The following is a 21321-nucleotide window of genomic DNA, read 5'->3' on the forward strand; positions in this document are numbered from 1 at the left end:
AAAATGGAAAAGAAATTTTATCAAATGACGCCAGATGAGCGCCGACAAACGCTTAATTTATCTGCCCAAACTGAGCAAATTCTGAGCCAAATGACCCTAGAGTATGACATTGCCAACAATCTCATTGAAAACCAAATTTCTGAATTTGAATTACCAATGGGGCTGGCGCAAAATTTTATCGTTAACAACGAACGCTATCTTGTACCAATGGTCACGGAAGAACCTTCAGTTATTGCCGCCGCAAGCAATGGTGCAAAAATTGCGGGCAATTTCACTGCTACTATAAAAGAGCGACTTATGCGGGGACAGATTGTTTTTTATGAGGTTAAAAATCCGACAGCAATCGCTCAAAAAATCACTGAAAATCAGCTCGAAATTTTTGCTCACGCTGAAAAGACTTATCCCTCAATTATCAAACGTGGTGGAGGTTTACGCAGTATTTCCAGTCGCTTTTTTGATGAGCAGTCGTTTTTATCGGTAGACTTTAAAGTTGATGTTCAAGATGCAATGGGGGCTAATATTGTCAACTCTATCTTGGAAGGAGTTGCCGAGCTTTTTCGTGAATGGTTCCCAGAAGAAAAAATATTATTTAGCATCCTTTCTAACTTTGCTACGGAATCTTTAGTCAAAGTCAGCTGTGAAATCCCCGTCGCTAGACTCTCTAAAACAAGTAATGGCGCAGAAGTTGCTGAAAAAATTGCTGCCGCTTCCCAGTTTTCAAAACTCGATCCCTACCGTGCCACCACTCATAATAAAGGAATTATGAATGGAATTAACGCCGTTGTTTTGGCCACAGGTAATGACACAAGAGCCATTGCTGCGGGCATTCATGCCTATGCCGCAAAATCTGGTCACTATCAAGGCTTAGCCACTTGGCGTGTGCAAGCTGATGTTTTAGTGGGAGAGTTAGAACTCCCATTACCCGTTGCCACCGTGGGCGGGGGCGTGAAAGTCTTACCCAAAGCTCAAGCCGCAATGGAAATTTTAACCATTACCGAAGCTAAAAAACTTGCCCAACTCATCGTCGCAGTAGGCTTGGCCCAAAATCTAGCCGCCTTGCGTGCCTTAGTCTCAGAAGGCATTCAACAAGGACACATGAGCTTACAAGCTCGTTCATTAGCTTTATCAGTAGGAGCAAAAGGCGATGAAGTCGCCAAAATCACCAGCCGTCTCCGCCAAGAAAAACTAATGAACCAAGCGGTAGCAGAAAAGCTTTTGGCTGACATTCGCAAAGCACCTAAAAAATAAAATGACCTGTCAAGTTTTTTTCTTGACAGCACTCTTTTCATCTGCTATAATAATGAAGTACTAAAAAATTAGAAATAGGAAATATATAAATGTCTGTAAAAATTCGTTTGACTCGTATGGGTTCTAAGAAAAAACCTTTCTACCGTATTAACATCGCTGATTCACGTGCTCCACGTGATGGTAAATTCATCGAAACAGTTGGAACATACAACCCACTTGTTGCTGAAAACCAAGTTACTTTGAAAGAAGAACGTGTTTTGGCATGGTTGGCTAACGGTGCACAACCTTCAGATACAGTTCGTAACCTCCTTTCAAAAGCTGGCGTTATGAAAAAATTCCACGAATCAAAACTTTCTAAATAATTTTGAAAAAAGCTGCTTTCTAGCAGCTTTTCGTGAATCATTTAAAAAATCACATAAAATGGACTTAACAACTAAGTCAGAGTAGAGGTAAGAAATGCAAAAAGATGTGAAAGAACTTGTTTTAACCATCGTAAAACCTTTGGTTACCCAACCAGATGAAGTTTCCTTGGAGCTCATTGAGGGCGAAGAATTTATGGAATATCATCTCAAAGTCGCTGAAGGCGATATTGGGCGGATTATCGGTCGACAAGGTCGTATTATCCAAGCCATTCGTACAGTGGTTTATTTTGTCCCTGTCGAAGGCAAAAAAGTGCGCCTTTTGGTTGATCAATAAAAATAAAAGAGCTCATCTTTTGTGATGAGTTTTTTTGCTCAATAAAATACAAATAGAGAGGAATAAAATTGGATAATAAAAAAGGAATTTTACTTGTCGCCCTTGGCACACCTCGTTCTTATAAAACAGAAGATGTCAAAGCTTATTTGAAAGAATTTTTGAGTGATCCCCTCGTCATTCAAAAGCCGCGCTGGTTGTGGCTCCCTATTTTGAATGGAATAATCTTAAAGGTAAGACCTGCAAAATCAGCCGAAATGTACAAACAAGTCTGGACAGAAAAAGGCTCACCACTTTTAACTTACACCATCGCTCAAACAAAACAATTGCAAGGGCTCTGTCCAGAAAAAGAAGTCCATTTTGCGATGACCTATGGTGAACCACGGATTCACACAACGATTGCCAAAATGCGTCAAGCAGGAGTGAATGACATTACCGTCCTTCCGCTTTATCCAATGTATTCTTTGACGACAGTTGAGCCAATCATCCAACAAGTTAAAAAAGTGGATGCTCAAATCAAAGTGATTCGTGATTTTTATCAGTTCGAAAGTTATATTGATTTACTAGCACAAACCATTCGAGAAAAATGGCAGACTCAGCCTTATGATAAAGTTATTTTTAGTTATCACGGCATTCCAGAAGCTTATGTGACCAAGAAAAAAGATCCTTATAAAGCCCAATGTCAAACTCTAACACGTCGTCTTGTGGCAAAATTAGGACTTGATTCTGAGCAGTATGAGCATACTTATCAGTCAAAATTTGGCCCAGACAAGTGGCTAGGCCCAGCAACCATTGAACGTATGGCAAAATTCTCTTCCGAAGGAATCAAAAAAATCTTGATTTGCTCCCCCGCCTTTGTCGCGGATTGTTTAGAAACACGCTATGAGCTTGAAATTGAAAACAAAAAAGTCTTCCTTGAAAATGGCGGAGAAATTTTTGATTTTGTTCATCCCTTTAACGATTCAGCCGCTTTTACCCAAGTTTTAAAAGAAATTGTTCAGTAAAAAAGAAAAGCTCATCAGCCGGTGAGCTTTTTTTAGTTCTTGACTATTTCCGAACATTAAACGAATTTCTTTGTGGAATGTTTTATTCAGACTTTTCTATTTTTGAAAATTAAAATAAGATAGAATTAGAAAGTGAGTTGGGAAATGAAAATTTTAGTAATTGGCTCTGGGGGTCGAGAGCACGCGATTGCAAGGAAGTTTATGGAAAGTCCACAAGTCGATGAAGTCTTTGTGGCACCAGGGAATTTAGGAATGGTTCAAGAAGGAATTCAACTGGTTGATATTTCCGAACTTTCAAACGAAAAATTAGTAGAATTTGCTCAAAAGCAAAACATTTCGTTAACTTTTGTTGGTCCGGAAACAGCCTTGATGAATGGAGTTGTGGATGCTTTTGAAAAAGCCAATCTGCAGATTTTTGGACCTAAGAAAGCAGCAGCAGAGCTGGAAGGATCAAAGGATTTTGCCAAATCCATCATGACCAAATATGGTGTACCAACGGCTCAATATGCCACATTTGTAGCTTTAGCGCCTGCATTAGCTTATCTGCATCAAGTGGGTGCGCCAATTGTCATCAAGGCAGATGGCTTAGCCGCGGGAAAAGGAGTTACGGTAGCTTTTGATATCGCCACTGCTGAAACAGCACTTGAGGCCATTTTTTCCGAGCCAAATGGAAAAGTTGTCATAGAAGAATTTTTGGATGGCGAAGAATTTTCACTCTTTAGTTTCGTACACGCAGGAAAAATTTACCCGATGCCTTTGGCGCAAGATCACAAGCGAGCTTTTGATGGTGATAAAGGGCCAAATACTGGAGGGATGGGGGCTTATTGTCCAGTCAGCCATATCTCAGAAGAGGTAATCAATGAAGCCCTTGAAAAAATTGTGAAACCAACAGTTGCCGGGATGATTGCCGAAGGAAAATCCTTTACAGGTGTACTTTATGCAGGGTTGATTTTGACGGAAGATGGCCCTAAAACGATTGAATTCAATGCCCGCTTTGGCGATCCGGAAACGCAGGTAGTGCTTCCTCGCTTGACGAGTGATTTGGCACAAGCAATTCTTGATATTTTGGACGAACGGCCACCCGTCTTGACATGGTTGGACAAAGGGATTACCTTGGGTGTTGTTGTGGCAGCTGAAGGCTATCCAACCCAAGCTAAAACAGGCTTTGCGCTCCCAGAACTACCTGAAGATTTGACAGTATACTATGCAGGAGTGACAAAAAAACAAGAGCAACTTGTTTCAGCAGGTGGGCGAGTTTATCTGGTCGCCCAAACGGGTGCAGATGTAGCCAGCACGCAAGAAAAGCTTTATCAAAAATTAGCAAAATTAGATCATACGGGCTTTTTTTACCGGCATGACATTGGTTCAAGAGCGGTAAAATAAAGCAAGCGCAAAACACTTAAACTAAAGGAGAAAAAGTGGCAGAAGTAGCGATTATCATGGGTTCAAGCTCAGATTGGGCAACAATGAAAGAAACAGCAAATCTACTCGACGAATTTGAAGTAAATTACGACAAAAAAGTGATTTCAGCACATCGCACGCCAGCTCTAATGGCTGAATTTGCCAATAATGCTCGAGAAAATGGCTACAAAGTCATCATCGCTGGCGCTGGTGGCGCGGCACATTTGCCAGGTATGGTGGCAGCTCAAACAACGCTTCCTGTGATTGGAGTTCCTGTAAAATCAAACGCTTTATCTGGGCTGGATTCCCTTTACTCGATTGTGCAAATGCCTGCTGGCGTCCCTGTGGCGACGATGGCAATTGGTCCTGCGGGAGCAAAAAATGCAGCGCTGTTTGCCGTAGAGCTATTGGCCAATCAGAGTGAAGTTTTGCATGAAAAAATAGTTCATTATCGGCTGCAAGCCACTGAATTAGTCAAGCAATCTAACGACGCATTGATTTAAAAATCAAAAGAGAGGAAAAGCCGTGAAAAATAAGAAAAAAACAATCGGAATTATCGGTGGTGGGCAGCTCGGTCAAATGATGGCAATCGCAGCTCAATACATGGGGCATAAAGTGATCACGCTTGATCCTGACCCCAATTGTCCAGCCGCAAAAGTTTCTGATGAAATGATTATTGCTGCTTATGATGACGTCGAACATCTGCTGGGATTGGCCTACACTTGTGATGTGGTGACTTACGAGTTTGAGAATGTTTCGGCAGAAGCACTTCATGAAATTGAATCCTGTGTGAAGATTCCACAAGGGATTCGGCTGCTTGAAATAAGTCAAAATCGGAAGTTCGAGAAAACATTTTTAACCCAAGAAGCCAAGGTCAACGTGGCCCCATGGCAGCTGATTTCAGGGCCGGCTGATTTGCCAGAAGAAGTCACAAAAAAACAAGTCCTCAAAACAACGACAGGAGGCTATGACGGTCACGGACAAGTCGTTTTGAGCACTGACGAGGATTTGGTCGCAGCGAAATTACTGACGGAACAAGCCGAATGCGTACTTGAAGATTTCGTCAGCTTCGACCGAGAAATTTCAGTCATCATCAGCGGAAATGGTCAAGATTTTGTGACTTTTCCCCTCGCTGAAAATGAACACCGCGAAAACATCTTGCACCAAACCATCGCCCCAGCACGCGTCAGTGAAGAAATTGCTGACCAAGCTCGCCAGATTGCCCTATCTATCGCCCAAAAATTACAACTGGCTGGCACCTTGTGCGTAGAAATGTTTTTGTCTGCTGACGGCGAAATTTTTGTCAATGAATTAGCCCCGAGACCACACAATAGTGGGCATTACACCATTGAAGCCTGCGATTTCAATCAGTTTGACTTGCACATCAAAGGAATCTTGGGACACAAGTTGCCCACTCCCCAACTGCTAAAACCAGCCATCATGCTCAATGTTTTGGGCCAACACATTGCACCCACGGAAAATTTGCTTGAGCTGCACCCCGACTGGCATCAGCACGACTATGGCAAGAGCCAAGCCAAGCATAATCGCAAAATGGGTCACCTCACGATTTTAACGGACGACTTTGCCGCAACCCTTGAAGCAATTTCTAAAACTCAGATTTGGTAATAAAAAAACACATTTGCTCATAAAGCAGATGTGTTTTTTCTTACCCGCAAACGCGTCAGTAAAAAAGTCCAAAGCTACCACTGACGGATTTGTCAGCCAGCAGAGAAAATACTGACGTAAATTTTCGTCAGCAAAATCTCTCCCTTGTCGTAGCATCCGTCAGTAAAAAAGTCATCCCAACTAGTAATAATAAGCACCATCAGCATTTTTCAACAGAAAATGACAACGATTCCACTTTAAAATCGAAAAACTTGTAAGAAAAAGCAAACAGAAAGCGATATCATTAGTACTGTAAGAAAGAGGTCAGTCCGTTAACTCAAAAGGATTTTGTGAAAATTTCGATTTGAACAAACGTTGGAGATAACGATAACTTTCCACCTCATCATACAACTTTTGGTTATCAATAAAATCTTGATTATCAAAGTTTTGATTAGATGAAGCTTGCAGCGAAAGCTCCGTTTGTCCTTGTTGCTTACGAAAAAGTTTTGGTGAAATCCCATAACATTTGGAGAAAGCATTATTAAGCGTGCGGATATCTGAAAAGCCACACGCATAACAAATTGATAACAAACTATCATTTGTTGAAGCAAGCAAAGAACGAGCCTTTTCACAACGCAGATTATCCAAATATTCTTTAAAAGTAATACCAAAATTAGCTTTAAAGAAATGAGAAAAATAAGTGCGTGAAAAATTTTCGCGAGCAGCTAAATCATCCAAACTAATCTTTTGTGTATAGTGTTCATGGATATACGAAGTGATACGAGAAATACGCTCCTGCAAATCCATCAGTTTATTTTGTTGTGTTCCCGAAAGTACTGCATGATTACAAAGTTTCAAAAGTTCATCCAGAACCAAAGAAGCATAACCGTAAACACGCAGTGGCGAATTAAGCGACGTTTCAAAATAACTCATCGCAGCTTGCAAGACAAAACGAAGCACTTCAGGGGAGGCAGTAAAGCTAAAAGGCTTACTCTCAAAAATCATTTTACCCAGCTGAGGATAAACATCATCCAAAAGCGTCGATGAAAACTGCAAAATCAGCAATTTCATCGGCTCAATCGAAACAAACTCATGCGTTTGACAGCTATTAAAAATGATTCCTCCCCCGCGGTTAATTTCAAACTCAGTATCTTGAGTTCTGATGATGCCTCTTCCTTCAAGTAGGAAAGAAACTTCTACATCAAAATGCAAGTGTGGTCTGCGATAAGCAATATCCACTAACAAAAAAGTGAGATTATTTACTCGTTGATGAGTAACAGTCTCCAATTCATTTTTCACGTCTATTACCTCCTGATAGCTATTGTATCATAAAAAAGTGCAAGACATATCAGAGTTTAGAAAAATATTAAAATAATTTAATTTAGGAGGAGCTATAAAATGGCTTACTTTAACAACATCGCACCAATCAAATACGAAGGCACAAAAACAAAAAATATGTTTGCTTTCCGTCACTACAATCCAGAAGAAGTGGTGCTTGGTAAAACCATGGAAGAACATCTTCACTTTGCCCTTGCATTCTGGCATACCATCACGATGGATGGCGCTGACCCATTTGGTAGTGCGACAATGGAACGTCCTTGGGATCTTGAAGGCGGTACAGAACTTGAAATTGCTCACCGTCGTGTTGATGCCTTCTTTGAAATCGCTGAAAAATTAGGCGTGAAATACTATTGCTTCCACGATGTTGATATCGCTCCTCAAGGAAAATCATTGAAAGAATTTTACGCCAACCTTGACGAAATCACAGACCACCTCCTTGAAAAACAAAAAGAAACAGGCATCAAACTCCTTTGGAACACAGCAAATATGTTCTCAAACCCACGTTACATGAACGGTGTTTCAACATCTAACCGTGCTGAAGTATTCGCTTATGGTGCTGCTCAAGTTAAAAAAGGACTTGAACTTTCTAAAAAACTCGGTGGTGAAAACTATGTCTTCTGGGGTGGTCGTGAAGGTTACGAATCACTTTTGAATACAGATATGGCGCTTGAAATGGATCACATGGCTAAATTCTTCCATATGGCAGTTGATTACGCTAAATCAATCGACCATTTGCCAATCTTCTTGATCGAACCAAAACCAAAAGAACCAATGACTCACCAATACGACTACGATGCAGCAACAGCGATGGCCTTCTTGCAAAAATATGACCTGACTGACTACTTCAAACTCAACTTGGAAACAAATCACGCTTGGTTGGCAGGTCACACCTTTGAACATGAATTGAACACAGCACGTAGCTTCAACGCTTTGGGCTCAATCGATGCGAACCAAGGGAACTACTTGCTTGGATGGGACACAGATGAATTCCCAACACTCGTTATTGACATTACCCTTGCGATGCATCAAATTCTCTTGAATGGTGGCCTTGGTAAAGGTGGAATCAACTTTGACGCTAAAGTACGTCGTACTTCATTCAAAGCTGAAGATTTGCTCCTTGCTCACATCGCTGGTATGGATACTTATGCCCGTGCCCTCAAAGGTGCAGCAGCCATCGTCGAAGACAAATTCTTGTCAGACATTGTTGCAGAACGCTACGCTTCATATAAAAACACTGAAGTGGGTCAATCTATCGAAAATGGTACAGCCACATTTGAAACATTGGCAGCCTTCGCCCTTGAACATGGTGATGATATCGAGCTTGACTCTAACCACTTGGAACACGTTAAATCAGTATTGAACGACTATCTCGTATAAAACAGTTTAGAAATAAAGAGGAGTTGAGGGTTCTCCCCTCAACTCCATTTTTAAAGATGAGGAACTATAATGTCTTATGTGTTAGGAATTGATTTAGGAACATCCAGTCTAAAAGGAATTCTGATGAATGAAGCGGGTGATTTAATCACTACCAAATCAGCAGAATACAAGATTGATACCCCTAAACAAGGATATTCTGAGCAGCGTCCTGAATATTGGGTTGTTGCCCTAGAAGCAGTACTGACAGGTCTGTCAGTAGAAGTTTCAGACTTTGGACAAAACCTAGCAGGGATTTCATTCTCTGGGCAAATGCACTCTTTGGTCGTCCTAGATGAAAATAATACCCCTGTCTATCCAGCGATACTCTGGAATGATGTCAGAACAAGCAAACAATGTGTCGAAATCACTGACAAACTAGGCAGTCGTCTGCTTGAAATCACCAAAAATATTGCCCTTGAAGGCTTCACATTACCCAAAATTCTCTGGCTGCAAGAAAACGAACCAGCCGTTTGGGCGCGCGTGAAAAAAATCATGTTGCCAAAAGACTATCTAAGCCTATGGCTGACAGGAAATGCCTATACGGAATATTCTGATGCGGCAGGAACTTTATTGCTTGATATTGAAAAAAGAGAATGGTCTAAAGAAATTGCCGAAACTTTCAATATTGATTTGTCTATTTTGCCAGAATTGACCGAATCCACTGGTCAAACTGGTCTTATCAAAGCAGAAATTGCTGAGCGTTACAAATTGACCAAAGCAGTCAAAGTTTTCGCTGGTGGAGCAGATAATGCCGCAGCCGCACTTGGTGTGGGTCTGATAAACGAAGAAGTCGGCTTGATTTCCATGGGAACATCAGGTGTAGTCTCAGCTTACGAGCCAAAGATTGCAGATTACAAAGGAAAATTACACTTCTTTGATCACACCGTACCAGGAGCTTATTACTCAATGGGTGTGACCTTAGCCGCTGGAAATTCGCTCAATTGGTACAAAGAAACATTTGGCAAAGGCTTATCGTTCAACGAACTCTTGTCCGAAGTCTACACGGTTGCACCGGGTTCTGAAGGTTTGCTTTTCACACCATATATCGTTGGCGAACGCACACCCCATTTTGATTCCAAAATTCGTGGTAGTTTTGTAGGAATCTCAGCACATCATGAACAACGTCATTTTTCACGCGCTGTTCTTGAAGGAATTACTTTCTCACTGCGTGATTCCAAAGATATTATGGAAGCAACCAAAGGGAAGAAATTTAAACAATTGATTTCAGTTGGTGGTGGGGCGCAAAACCCAGACATCATGCAAATGCAAGCAGATATCTTCAATGCTGAAATGATTCGTTTGACCGTTGAGCAAGGGCCAGGTCTTGGTGCTTGTATGATTGCCGCTTACGGTTGTGGTTTCTACGACACATTGGAAGAAGTAACCAAAGCCTTTGTTCACTACAAAGAAGCCACTTTCACACCAAAACCAGCTAATGTTGCTCGTTATGAAAAAGTCTACCAAATCTGGAAGAAAGCCTACCAAGCAACAGCTGGACTTTCTCACGAATTAGTTGATTTTAACGAAGAAGGCTAATTATGACATTTACCATTTCTGAAGAAAACTTGCCTTTTAATGCTGACAGGTCTATCAGACAGATTACCCTGTCAAATGAACAACTCACCATTGTCGTCCATGATTTCGGGGCGCGTGTTCACAAAATTCTCACACCTGATAAAAATGGAACATTTGAAAATATCCTCTTGTCCAAAGACAATTCCGAATCCTATGCAAATGACGGAGGATATTATGGTGTAATCTGTGGCCCAGTAGCTGGCCGTATCGCAGGCGCTACTTATGGATCTGTCAGATTAGAGGCAAATGAAGGAAAAAACTCACTGCATTCAGGAAGTCGCGGCTGGGAAAGACAATTTTGGGATTATGAAATGTTCCAAGACGAACATTCTATCGGTATTACTTTTAGTCTGACGGACGGGCAATCTGGCATTCCTGGCTCCATTGAAGCAACTGTGACCTACAAATTAACGGATAATAAATTGGAAGTTTTTCTGACAGGTTTGTCCGGAACAGACACTATTTTTAATCCCGCTTGGCATCCCTATTTCAATCTCTCAGCAGGTCGTTCAACAACAGAAAATCACCGCCTCCAAGTCAATACTGATTTTGTAGTTGAAACAAATTCAGAAAATATACCAACGGGTCGTCTGCTTAATGTTGACGACACCTCTTATGACTTGCGAGAAAGCGCTTCAATCAAGGACATTTTAGCCAAAAATCCCACAGGATTTGACGACTGTTTTATTTTCGACAAAGTAGCAGCAGAGAAAAAATTAGTCCTTTACGAACCAACTTCTGGACGTCAATTGACAGCTACCACAGACCGTCAAGCCGTGGTCATCTATACGGCGACCAATCCTGAAACTCAGTCTATGATTGACGGCAGTCCAATGTCTGCAAATCGTGGCATTGCCATAGAATTTCAAGAAATTCCAGACCTCGTTCATCATCCCGAATGGGGCGACATCACTCTGCCAGCAGGACAGAAAAAGAGCTATCACAGCACTTTCGTCTTCACTGCAGAATAAAATTTGAGTGAATTCCTAAGGAGAAGCTCAAGAAATTAGCTGGCAAATTTGTCAGTAACTTAAAATGCTTATATTTTATTAAAAATTAGTTAGGAGAACTAATAATATGAGTGAAACAACAACTCAAATTCGCGAAGATGAGTATAAAAAGCTCACACTTGGCGAACGTGTCGGGTATGGTCTTGGTGACTTTGCCCAAAACTTAACTTTCGGTACAGTAGGGGGCTTCTTGGCACTTTACATGACTACCGTCAATGCCATTGGTACAGCGACTGCAGCCTTAATCTTCTTGATTGTGCGTATCATCAACGTGGTTTGGGATCCATTCGTCGGTACTTTTGTCGATAAGCACACGTCCAGAGCTGGTAAATATCGTCCTTGGTTGCTTCGTGCAGGTATTCCGCTGATGATTTTCGCCCTCTTGATGTTTGCACCACTTCCTGGTATCAAAGGAAATGTTCCATTTGCATTTATCACTTACTTCTTAATGGACTTAGTTTATTCCGTTGTTAACATTCCTTACGGCTCCCTCAATGCTTCATTGACTCGTGACCCAGAATCCGTTGACAAATTGACTTCAACACGGATGATGCTTGCCAATGGCGCCAATCTTTTGGTTTATACCTTGTTCCCAATGTTCGTCCAAATGGCAGCGCCAAAAGACAACAAACTTCAAGATACTGGACTCTTTGGATTGAAACTCCACATGGGGACTTATACAGACCCTTCAGCTCAACACGCATGGTTCTCAGTCTATCTGGTTTACGCTATTCTTGGTGCCATTGCATTGATTCTCTGCTACAAGTTCACAAAAGAACGTGTCGTAGCCACAGCAGAGCAATCAGCACAAGTTAAAACAACCGACCTTTTCGTCGAATTGAAAAACAACCGCCCATTGGTTATTCTTGGTTTGTTCTTCATGTTGGCATTCACATTCATGTTCTTCATGAATACTGTAAATGGTTTCTTCAACCAATTCGTTGTCCAACACAGCCCTTGGATGGGTGCCGTTGGTTTGGTCTCATCTATTCCTGGTATCGTCTTCCCAGTTTTCTGGCCTAAATTGAAAAAAATCTTTGGCAAAAAAGGTTTCTTCCATTTCTTCCTTGGTATGTTCATCGTTGGTGAACTCTTGACTTGGGTTTGGTCAATGAACGGGATGCATGATGCACTCTGGCTGGCTTACGTGTCAACATTCCTCAAACAATGGGGCTTGACATCAGCAACTGGTTTCATGTGGGCACTTGTACCTGAAGTCGTTTCTTATGGTGAATTGAAATCTGGTAAACGTAACGCTGCAATCATCAACGCAATCATGGGACTCTTCTTCAAGATTGGTTTCACACTCGGTGGTGCTTTGCCACTTGCACTCTTGTCTGTATTCCATTTCAACGAAGCAGCAGCAACACAAACAGCTAATGCCATTGCAGGGATCAACGTGACTGCAATCTGGATTCCAGCTGCTCTTGCTATCGTATCAATGATTATCATGCAATTCTACCCAATTTCTGACAAAGACATTGTTGACATCAACACACAACTTGATGCTAAACGTGCAGAATTGAAAGGATAGTTTCAAAAGTGATTCATTAGATCGAGATTTTGAAAGCTGACGACATTTTCGTCAGCTTCACAAAGTCCCAATCATTTGATAGGACTGACAGAATTAAAACAAAGGAGATTTGACAAATGTCAACAATTCAAAATCCAATCCTTCCGGGCTTTAATGCTGACCCAAGCATTATTCGTGTGGGGGATACTTATTACATCGCAAACTCAACTTTTGAGTGGTTCCCCGGTGTACGTTTGCATGAGTCGAAAGACTTAGAACATTGGAATCTCTTGCCAAGCCCATTGTCCACTACAACCCTGCTTGACATGAAAGGTAATCCATCATCAGGAGGAATTTGGGCACCAGATTTGTCTTACGCTGACGGTAAATTCTGGTTGGTTTATACCGACGTGAAAGTCACAGAAGGTGCTTTCAAAGACATGACCAACTATCTGACAACTGCCACAGACATCAAAGGGCCATGGACAGACCCAATTAAACTCAACGGTGTCGGTTTTGACGCCTCACTCTTCCATGATAAAGACGGTCGCAAATATCTCGTTCAACAAACTTGGGATCACCGCGAATATCATCATCCATTTGACGGTATCACATTGACTGAATTTGATGTTGAAACCATGAAGTTGAAGCCAGAAACAGCTCGTACCATCTACACAGGTACTCATGTCAAACTCGTTGAGGGCCCACACCTCTATCAAATCAATGATTACTATTACCTCTTTGCTGCCCAAGGTGGTACAGTCTTCACTCACCAAGAAGTAGTCGCACGTTCTAAATCTTTGGATGCTTACAGCTTTGAAACAGAACCAGGCGATCCATTCTTGACAAACCTTGATACCCCAGACAACTACGTGCAAAAACAAGGACACGGTGGTTTGGTCTCAACACCTGGCGGAGAATGGTACTATGCTTCCCTCATGGCTCGTCCTTGGAACCACAAAAATGAATCAAGCACAGACCCACGCGGTTGGTCAACACTTGGTCGTGAAACGTCTATCCAAAAAGTCGAATGGGACGAAGCAGGCTGGCCACGTATCGTTGGCGGACATGGCGGTACTACATTTGTCGAAGGACCAAAAGATGCTATCTTAACAAAAGCACCAGCAGACCATAGTCAACACGATGACTTCACAAGCCCAACTCTTGATATCAACTGGAATACTCTGCGTGTCCCATTTACCGAAAAAATGGGTACGACAGGCGACGGCAAATTGACTTTGGTTGGACAAGGTTCACTTGCCAACACTCATGATTTGTCATTGATTGCCCGCCGTTGGCAAGCCTTCTACTTTGACGCTCAAGTCAAAGTAAAATTTGATCCATTCAGCTACCAACAAATGGCAGGTTTGACCAACTATTACAACGACCGCCATTGGAGCTTTGCATTTATCACATGGAACGAAATTAACGGTCACGTCATTGAAGTTGGCGAAAATAACCGTGGAAACTACACTTCGTACCTGAAAGATGATGCGATTAAAATCCCAGAAGGCACTGAATACGTCTGGTTCCGTACAAAAGTTCGCAAAGAATCTTACACTTATGAATACAGCTTTGACGGCACAAACTTCACGGAGATTCCTGTGACTTTAGACGCAGCAATTCTCTCTGATGACTACGTTCTCCAAAGCTACGGTGGATTCTTCACAGGCGCATTCGTTGGTCTTGCAGTTGTTGACTACGCAGGCTACGATGCCAAAGCAGAGTTTTATGATTTTGATTATAAAGAACTTGGCGATAAAGTCCTCGAAGACGGTGCATACACTTGGAAAGCAAGTGAATCGCGCTTCGATTAAGCAAAATAAGAGAGGAGTTACCCCACTCAAGTAATTTTAAAAATTTGAAAGGACGTCCTTTCTCTTACCCTATGGGTAAGAGAAAGGACGTCCTTTCTCTTACCCTATGGGTAAGAGAAACACTAACCAGCTAAGAATTTTATGGTGATTACACCACTCATTTAAAGTCAAGGAGGCTTTAAAATATGAAACCAACATCAAAAGTATTACTTGCTGCAACAGTTGGATTTGCTGCATTATCACTTGCAGCGTGTTCAAATTCGCGTTCCAGCTCTAGTTCAACAGATCCTAAAAGTATCACTGTTGGGATTTCTATGCCAGACAAAGCGTTACAACGCTGGCCATCAGCTGCGAAGGATTTGAAGAAAGATCTTGTTAAAAAAGGCTACAAATTGGATATCCAATATGCCAATTCTTCAACCTCTACTCAATCTCAACAAGTCCAAAATATGGCAAACAAAGGAGAAAAATATATTGTTATTGCTGCTCAAGACGGTACAACCCTCGGTCCAGCCGTTGCAGCAGCTAAGAAAAACGGAGCCACAGTCATTGCGTATGACCGTTTAATCATGAATACACCTGATGTAGATTACTATGCAACCTATAATCTACAAGGTGTCGGTAAACTTCAAGCCCAAAGTATTGTCGAAAAACTTGGTTTGGACAAAGGGGCTAAAGGACCTTTTAATATCGAATTGCTCGGTGGTTCTGCAACAGACAACAATGCACCACAATTCTTCAAAGGTGCTATGAGCGTTTTAGACCCTTACTTCAAGTCAGGTGCGTTGGTTTCCCAATCTAAAAAAGGAATGAATGATAATTTCCAACAAGTAGCCATTGATTGGACACAAAAAGCCGCTCAAAATGAAATGCAAACTCGTTTGACTTCATTCTACAATGGTGGTAAAAAATTAGATGCCGTTTTAGCGCCTAATGATGCTCAAGCCTTTGGTGTCATCTCTGCCCTTAAAGCTGCGGGCGTTGACCCAACGAAAGTTGTCATCACAGGTCAAGACTGTGAAACTCAAAATGTGCCACTTATCGTTAAAGGTGAACAATATATGTCTGTTTACAAATCTGACGTGAAATTGGCAGATGCTGTTTCGCAAATCATTTCTGATGTCAACAATAAAAAGACACCAAAAACAGACTCTAACTCAAACAACGGTAAAAAAGATGTTCCTACACTTCAATTAACACCACAAACAATCACAAAAGATAATGTTAAATCTGAATTGGTAGATACAGGATACATTTCTGCTAAAGATGCTGGCTTGAACTAATAACAAACAGCAATTTATATGACGATGAGTGTGTGAATGCTACTGAAGTATCCACACACTTTATCATTGGTAAAGAAAGGAGTATTCGGTGACAGAAGAAAATAATTCAGATATTATTCTTGAAATGAAAGATATCGTCAAACGTTTCGGACCTGTTACGGCACTCAAAGATGTTACTCTAAAAGTTAGACGAGGCGAGATTTTCTCTATTTGTGGTGAAAATGGTGCTGGAAAATCTACGATGATGAATGTGCTCTCAGGCGTTTATCCCTATGGGACTTACGAGGGAGATATTATCTACAACGGCGAAGTTTGCCAATTCAAGACAATCCGTGATTCAGAAGAAAAAGGGATTGTCATCATTCACCAAGAACTTGCCCTTGTCCCTTATATGACGATTGCAGACAACCTTTTCCTTGGTAATCCAATGAAAAAAGGACTTGCAGTAGATGATGCCGCACAACGTAAAATAGCACAAGATGTCTTGTCACAAGTTGGTCTTAAAGAAGACCCAGATACCTTGATTTCTAATATCGGTGTCGGTAAGCAACAGCTTGTAGAAATTGCTAAAGCACTCATCAAAGATCCAAAATTGATTATTTTGGACGAACCGACTGCCGCACTTAATGATGAAGATTCTTTCCACTTGCTCGGCATTATTGATAATCTCAGGAAAACAAAAGGCATTACAGCAATCATTATCTCGCACAAGCTTAATGAAATTGCGGCTTCTGCGGATTCTGTTCAAGTTATTCGTGATGGCACAACTATTTCTCATATTGAAATCACGCCAGAGCGTCCACTTGACGAAAACGCTTTGATTCGCGATATGGTAGGGCGCCCTTTGGATAATCGCTATCCAGACCATTCACCTAAGATTGGTAAAGAACTTTTCCGTGTCGAAAACTGGCAAATGAAGCACCCGATTGATAGCAGCCGTCTGGTCGCTAAGAGTGTCAGTTTCAATGTACGAGCAGGCGAAATTATCGGTTTCGCAGGACTCGTTGGCTCAGGTCGGACAGAAACTGCCATGTCTATTTTTGGTCGTCAGTATGGGACAAATGCTTCTGGTAAGATCTTCCTTGACGGGAAAGAGGTCGCTTTTCCAAATGTCCGTTCGGCGGTTGATGCAGGTGTAGCTTATGCAACAGAAGACAGAAAAACTTATGGTCTGAATCTTATTTCGACTATTCGTGAAAACACTTCACTTGCCAATTTAAGAAATCTTTCAAAACACGGTGTGATTGACCAAGATGTGGAAATCAAAATGGCAGAAAAATTCCGTAAAGATTTTCGTACCAAAGCACCTAATATCGAAGTTCCAGCAGGAAATCTGTCTGGTGGTAATCAACAAAAAGTCGTATTATCCAAATGGGTTTCTACAAGTCCGCGTGTCTTGATTTTGGATGAACCAACGCGTGGTATTGACGTTGGTGCCAAATACGATATTTATGAGATTATCAATAAACTTGCCGATGTTGGTGCAGCGGTTGTTGTGATTTCTTCTGAATTGCCAGAGTTACTGGGGGTTTGTGACCGAATTTATACCATGAATTTGGGGCTTATAACAGCTTGTCTGGATGCTAAAACGACTAATCAAGAGGAACTGATGAAGTATATGACTTCAACGACACCGATTGATAGTGACAGTGTTTTTGCAGAAGACCTTGTGGCTCAAAAATAGAGAGGTAAATAATGTCTGAAAATCAAACAAAGACTTTAGCAGCACCAAAAGCTGCTCCTGAACAGTCTATTAAAAATTATCTGATTGCAAATGCTCGGCAATACGGAATTTATCTTGCCTTGGTTGTGATTGTTCTGCTCTTCCAATTTTTAACAGGAGGAACACTTTTAAAACCAAATAACTTTGTCGCGCTTTTCCAACAAAATGCCTATGTCATGATTTTGGCTGTAGGTATGTTGATTGTCATCATCGGAACACACATTGACTTGTCGGTTGGTTCGGTTGTTGCCTTTATCGGAGGTATAGGTGCTTATGTCATGCAAAGTTGGCATTTGAATTGGGTGCTTGCGATAATCTTAATGCTTGCACTTGGTTTGATTGTTGGTTTGTGGCAAGGTTTCTGGGTAGCTTATGTTGGCGTGCCTGCCTTTGTAACGACCCTTGGTGGTATGCTTGTCTTTCGGGGACTTGCGACACACGTTGCGGGTCAGTCTATCCCAGTTGATCCACAAAGTCCTTTTGTTGCTATTTCAACAAACTTTTTGCCTAATATATTAGGTTTCTGGGGACCTTTTGACGGACTTTCAATCGTTGTAGGCTTGATTGCTATTGTGGCTTTTGTGTATTTGCAAATTCGTAAGCGCAATCATAATCTTCACGAAGGATTACAAGCGGATTCAAGCACTTGGTTAGGAATTAAACTGGCTATTGGTATCCTTGTTATTGGTTATGCCACTTATCTGTTTGCCTCATCTGGTAATGAGAGCGCTGGTGGTATTCCAATTATTCTGGTGGTTATTGCTGCCGTTGTCACTGTTTATATGTTTGTCTTGAATCGTATGGTTTTGGGCCGTGACATTTATGCAGTTGGTGGTAATCGTAAAGCGGCGATTCTGTCTGGGATTAACTCTAAAGCAGTTGATATGAAAATCTTCCTCAATATGGGACTAATTGCTGCTATTGCAGGGATTGTTGACTTGTCACGTTTTGCATCTGCGTCAGCTCAAGCTGGTAATGGTTATGAACTAGATGCCATTGCTGCTTGTTTTATCGGTGGAGCAGCTGTTGCTGGTGGTGTTGGTAAAATTCCTGGCGCTCTTGTTGGTGCCCTTATCATGGGGGTTCTGAATATGGGACTTTCTATCTTGGGAGTTTCTTCAGATATCGTTTCTATCATCAAAGGGCTTGTCGTTATCGTTGCCGTAGCTTATGACTTAATTTCTAAACGTCGTAAAGGCTGATTGCTGGGCTAAACGAATGGAAAAAACCACTGCCTCATTTAAAGTAAGATTGTATAAGTGTAAAAGTCACCTGTGAGGTGACTTTTTTGAAGGGATAGACTTTTAGTATTGCCGCACTCAGTCCTAACTTTGCTAGGTGGCGCTACCTCATGCGCTCAGAAGTACAAAAACTTTTTAAAGTAGTATAATAGTCCCATAGAAAGCGATATCATTCTAAAAAAGAAGGAGAAAAAAATGCCAAATGAATTAGACTCAAAAGAAATTGACCGCTTAAGCCAAATAGGAATCTTTGAAAAAATAGAAAATGGGGACTGGTACCAATACAGTAAAGAAGTAGAGCTTCAGAAGATTGTTAAAAAAAGCAGTCAACTCATCCAAGGAATTAACAACGAGGCGAAAACTGATTTTGAAAAAGCTGATAAAAAATTACGAGAGTTTGCTCCTCTTATCTCCGAGTCAGCAGAAATTTATTTTCCAATAACAGCAATCGAGTATCCAGAACGTTTTGAACTAGGGGAGGGAAGTTTTATCAATGCAGGATTGCAAATCCTTAGCGCAGGTCGTGTAAAGATTGGTGCACATTGCTTTATTGGTCCAAACTGCCAGTTTTTTACACCTAATCATCATGTGACAGATAAAATGTTGCGACGGGCAGGTTGGCAATATGATGGACCCATCACCATTGGGAATGATTGTTGGCTAGGGGGTTCAGTTATTCTTTTACCGGGCATAACGGTTGGTAATAATGTCGTTATTGGTGCAGGGAGTGTTGTCACAAAAGATGTTCCTGATAATGTCGTAATCGCTGGAAATCCAGCTCGGATTATAAAGAAATTTGAAGATTAACGCAACTTTTACACTTTAAAATACTAATAGATGCAAGTTAAAAAATTAAGAAAGCGATATCATAATAGGTGTAAGAGTTAGTGATTGATCACTAAATAAAAAAGAAAGGGGATCATACAACCTAAGTATGATGGTAATTATGACGAGTGGTAAGCTGCTTAGTTTATCTGGTCGTTGTAGTTATTAGCAAATTATTATGAGAAAACTTTCTCCTACTTTCATCTATTTCTTTGGAGCTTTAGGTGGATTATTGTTTGGATATGATACAGGTGTCATATCTGGTGCTTTACTCTTTATTGAAAAAGAGAGTTGGCAGGTTAGTAGTTGGGCTTGGATGGAGGGCTGGATTACCGCTGCGGTTCTGATGGGTGCCGTTATCGGTGCAGTAGTCATCGGGCCAATGAGTGACCGTTTTGGTCGAAAACGGCTTTTGCTTTTATCAGCTGTTATTTTCTTCATTGGGGCGCTTGGTTCAGGGCTTTCAGGTAGTGCAGAAATGCTGATTGTTTCGCGGATTATTTTGGGGATTGCCGTGGGTTCGGCATCAGCGCTTGTTCCAACTTATCTATCAGAATTGTCGCCGGCTAAGATTCGTGGTGGAGTTTCTACCATGTTTCAATTGATGATTATGACCGGGATTTTGCTTGCCTATATCTCAAACTATGCTTTAAAAGGTGTTTCGGGAAATTGGCACTGGATGCTTGGTCTGGCAACCGTCCCAGCAGCGTTGCTCTTTGTCGGCGGGATGTTCTTACCGGAAAGTCCGCGTTTCCTTGTTCGTCACAATGATGAACAAGGTGCACGTCAAGTTTTAGCCATGATAAATGATGACTCTGACTCTATTGATGCAGAGATTTCCGATATCAATCTGATGGCAAATGAAGAAGCGCATGGTGGCTTACAAGAACTTTTTGGAAAGATGTCACGTCCTGTTCTGATTATGGCGATTGGTCTTGCGATTTTCCAACAGGTGATGGGTTGTAATACTGTTTTGTACTTTGCGCCTTCAATTTTTGTTTCTGTTGGTTTTGGTGCCAGCGCAGCACTTCTTGCTCACATCGGGATTGGGATTTTCAATGTGATCGTCACCTACATTGCCATGAAGAATATGGATAAAGTTAATCGTCGCTGGATGTTAAACTTTGGTGCTTGGGGTATGGGCATTTCACTTGTCTTGATGTCAGCGGGCATGATGCTTGATACTCACTTTGGTTTTGCTAAGTATCTGGCGGTGATTGCTTTGACCGTTTATATTGCCTTTTTCTCCGCAACTTGGGGGCCTGTCATGTGGGTCATGATTGGGGAAAGCTTCCCGCTCAGAATCCGTGGTTTGGGGAATTCCTTTGGGGCAGCAGTCAACTGGGCAGCGAATTGGATTGTTTCATTAACATTCTTGCCTTTACTTTCATTTTTTGGGACAGGTAAGATCTTTCTCATCTATGCTGCGTGTTGTTTCCTCTCTATCTGGTTTACGAGTAAAAAAGTTATTGAAACGAAAGGGAAAACACTTGAACAAATTGAAGCCGAATTGCATCATCGGGTACATCATTTAGAGTCTTGATAATAATATAAATAAAAAATGTATGAAGTTAAATATGAATGTTAATTTCTTATATAAAAGCTCCTGACTAATAGATCGAGAGG

General features: G+C 41.4%; 18 protein-coding genes. 17 read left to right on the top strand and 1 reads right to left on the bottom strand.

The features are described from left to right. Positions 1–3 precede the first annotated feature (3 nt). The 7 genes from EQJ87_RS00285 to purK all read left to right on the top strand — a co-directional run bounded on the left by EQJ87_RS00285 (position 4) and on the right by purK (position 5972). Entirely contained in the window at positions 4–1248 is a 1245-nt protein-coding gene (locus EQJ87_RS00285) for a hydroxymethylglutaryl-CoA reductase, degradative (protein WP_130122787.1), read from the top strand. Between the two features lie 89 nt (positions 1249–1337). After that, positions 1338–1610 carry a 30S ribosomal protein S16 gene (gene rpsP, locus EQJ87_RS00290; protein WP_130122788.1) on the top strand — a complete coding sequence of 91 codons (273 nt, stop codon included), beginning with the start codon at positions 1338–1340 and terminating at the stop codon, positions 1608–1610. Positions 1611–1704: 94 nt separating this feature from the next. Further along, complete coding sequence (locus EQJ87_RS00295; protein WP_003130710.1) at positions 1705–1944, top strand: KH domain-containing protein; 240 nt, start codon at positions 1705–1707, stop codon at positions 1942–1944. A gap of 68 nt (positions 1945–2012) precedes the next feature. After that, complete coding sequence (gene hemH, locus EQJ87_RS00300) at positions 2013–2945, top strand: ferrochelatase (protein WP_130122789.1); 933 nt, start codon at positions 2013–2015, stop codon at positions 2943–2945. 144 nt (positions 2946–3089) lie between these two features. Beyond that, complete coding sequence (purD, locus tag EQJ87_RS00305; RefSeq protein WP_130122790.1) at positions 3090–4328, top strand: phosphoribosylamine--glycine ligase; 1239 nt, start codon at positions 3090–3092, stop codon at positions 4326–4328. A gap of 35 nt (positions 4329–4363) precedes the next feature. Further along, on the top strand, positions 4364–4849 hold the full coding sequence (purE, locus tag EQJ87_RS00310) for a 5-(carboxyamino)imidazole ribonucleotide mutase (protein ID WP_130122791.1): 486 nt from the start codon (positions 4364–4366) through the stop codon (positions 4847–4849). Between the two features lie 22 nt (positions 4850–4871). Beyond that, positions 4872–5972 (top strand): 5-(carboxyamino)imidazole ribonucleotide synthase, encoded by a 1101-nt coding sequence (gene purK / locus EQJ87_RS00315; protein ID WP_190289007.1) that lies wholly within the window; start codon positions 4872–4874, stop codon positions 5970–5972. A gap of 303 nt (positions 5973–6275) precedes the next feature. Here the strand turns inward: purK and EQJ87_RS00320 are convergent, their stop codons facing one another. Further along, entirely contained in the window at positions 6276–7250 is a 975-nt protein-coding gene (locus EQJ87_RS00320) for a helix-turn-helix domain-containing protein (RefSeq protein ID WP_130122792.1), read from the bottom strand. Between the two features lie 99 nt (positions 7251–7349). Here EQJ87_RS00320 and xylA point away from each other — a divergent pair, with 99 nt between their 5' ends. From xylA to EQJ87_RS00370, 10 genes are all read left to right on the top strand, one after another. Then, positions 7350–8669: a xylose isomerase gene (xylA, locus tag EQJ87_RS00325; RefSeq protein ID WP_130122793.1), complete on the top strand. Its 1320-nt coding sequence runs from the start codon at positions 7350–7352 to the stop codon at positions 8667–8669. 69 nt (positions 8670–8738) lie between these two features. Next, positions 8739–10244: a xylulokinase gene (gene xylB, locus EQJ87_RS00330; RefSeq protein WP_130122794.1), complete on the top strand. Its 1506-nt coding sequence runs from the start codon at positions 8739–8741 to the stop codon at positions 10242–10244. Between the two features lie 2 nt (positions 10245–10246). Further along, a complete protein-coding gene (locus EQJ87_RS00335) occupies positions 10247–11254 on the top strand; it encodes an aldose epimerase family protein (RefSeq protein ID WP_130122795.1) in 1008 nt (335 codons plus the stop codon). Positions 11255–11360: 106 nt separating this feature from the next. Beyond that, positions 11361–12827: an MFS transporter gene (locus EQJ87_RS00340; RefSeq protein ID WP_130122796.1), complete on the top strand. Its 1467-nt coding sequence runs from the start codon at positions 11361–11363 to the stop codon at positions 12825–12827. A 116-nt stretch (positions 12828–12943) separates the two neighbouring features. Next, positions 12944–14623, top strand: a complete 1680-nt coding sequence (locus tag EQJ87_RS00345) for a glycoside hydrolase family 43 protein (RefSeq protein ID WP_130122797.1) — start codon at positions 12944–12946, stop codon at positions 14621–14623. Between the two features lie 185 nt (positions 14624–14808). Then, positions 14809–15906 (top strand): substrate-binding domain-containing protein, encoded by a 1098-nt coding sequence (locus EQJ87_RS00350; RefSeq protein ID WP_130122798.1) that lies wholly within the window; start codon positions 14809–14811, stop codon positions 15904–15906. 124 nt (positions 15907–16030) lie between these two features. Then, complete coding sequence (locus EQJ87_RS00355; RefSeq protein ID WP_130124540.1) at positions 16031–17590, top strand: sugar ABC transporter ATP-binding protein; 1560 nt, start codon at positions 16031–16033, stop codon at positions 17588–17590. Positions 17591–17601: 11 nt separating this feature from the next. Further along, positions 17602–18831: a multiple monosaccharide ABC transporter permease gene (gene mmsB / locus EQJ87_RS00360; RefSeq protein ID WP_130122799.1), complete on the top strand. Its 1230-nt coding sequence runs from the start codon at positions 17602–17604 to the stop codon at positions 18829–18831. A gap of 234 nt (positions 18832–19065) precedes the next feature. Next, the gene (locus EQJ87_RS00365; RefSeq protein WP_130122800.1) at positions 19066–19677 is read left to right on the top strand and encodes a sugar O-acetyltransferase; all 612 of its coding nucleotides are present in this window, start codon (positions 19066–19068) and stop codon (positions 19675–19677) included. 196 nt (positions 19678–19873) lie between these two features. Next, positions 19874–21238: a sugar porter family MFS transporter gene (locus EQJ87_RS00370; RefSeq protein ID WP_130122801.1), complete on the top strand. Its 1365-nt coding sequence runs from the start codon at positions 19874–19876 to the stop codon at positions 21236–21238. The last annotated feature ends 83 nt before the right edge of the window (positions 21239–21321 follow it).

It is taken from the genome of Lactococcus sp. S-13, assembly GCF_004210295.1.
Taxonomy (GTDB): domain Bacteria; phylum Bacillota; class Bacilli; order Lactobacillales; family Streptococcaceae; genus Lactococcus.

Excerpts from the sequence above, each read along its gene's own strand:
- mmsB (WP_130122799.1), top strand. The coding sequence starts at position 17,602 with ATGTCTGAAAATCAAACAAAGACTTTAGCAGCACCAAAAGCTGCTCCT.
- EQJ87_RS00350 (WP_130122798.1), top strand. The coding sequence starts at position 14,809 with ATGAAACCAACATCAAAAGTATTACTTGCTGCAACAGTTGGATTTGCT.
- EQJ87_RS00370 (WP_130122801.1), top strand. The coding sequence starts at position 19,874 with ATGAGAAAACTTTCTCCTACTTTCATCTATTTCTTTGGAGCTTTAGGT.
- EQJ87_RS00285 (WP_130122787.1), top strand. The coding sequence starts at position 4 with ATGGAAAAGAAATTTTATCAAATGACGCCAGATGAGCGCCGACAAACG.
- xylA (WP_130122793.1), top strand. The coding sequence starts at position 7,350 with ATGGCTTACTTTAACAACATCGCACCAATCAAATACGAAGGCACAAAA.
- EQJ87_RS00340 (WP_130122796.1), top strand. The coding sequence starts at position 11,361 with ATGAGTGAAACAACAACTCAAATTCGCGAAGATGAGTATAAAAAGCTC.
- xylB (WP_130122794.1), top strand. The coding sequence starts at position 8,739 with ATGTCTTATGTGTTAGGAATTGATTTAGGAACATCCAGTCTAAAAGGA.
- EQJ87_RS00335 (WP_130122795.1), top strand. The coding sequence starts at position 10,247 with ATGACATTTACCATTTCTGAAGAAAACTTGCCTTTTAATGCTGACAGG.
- purD (WP_130122790.1), top strand. The coding sequence starts at position 3,090 with ATGAAAATTTTAGTAATTGGCTCTGGGGGTCGAGAGCACGCGATTGCA.
- EQJ87_RS00365 (WP_130122800.1), top strand. The coding sequence starts at position 19,066 with ATGCCAAATGAATTAGACTCAAAAGAAATTGACCGCTTAAGCCAAATA.
- EQJ87_RS00295 (WP_003130710.1), top strand. The coding sequence starts at position 1,705 with ATGCAAAAAGATGTGAAAGAACTTGTTTTAACCATCGTAAAACCTTTG.
- rpsP (WP_130122788.1), top strand. The coding sequence starts at position 1,338 with ATGTCTGTAAAAATTCGTTTGACTCGTATGGGTTCTAAGAAAAAACCT.
- EQJ87_RS00355 (WP_130124540.1), top strand. The coding sequence starts at position 16,031 with ATGAAAGATATCGTCAAACGTTTCGGACCTGTTACGGCACTCAAAGAT.
- EQJ87_RS00345 (WP_130122797.1), top strand. The coding sequence starts at position 12,944 with ATGTCAACAATTCAAAATCCAATCCTTCCGGGCTTTAATGCTGACCCA.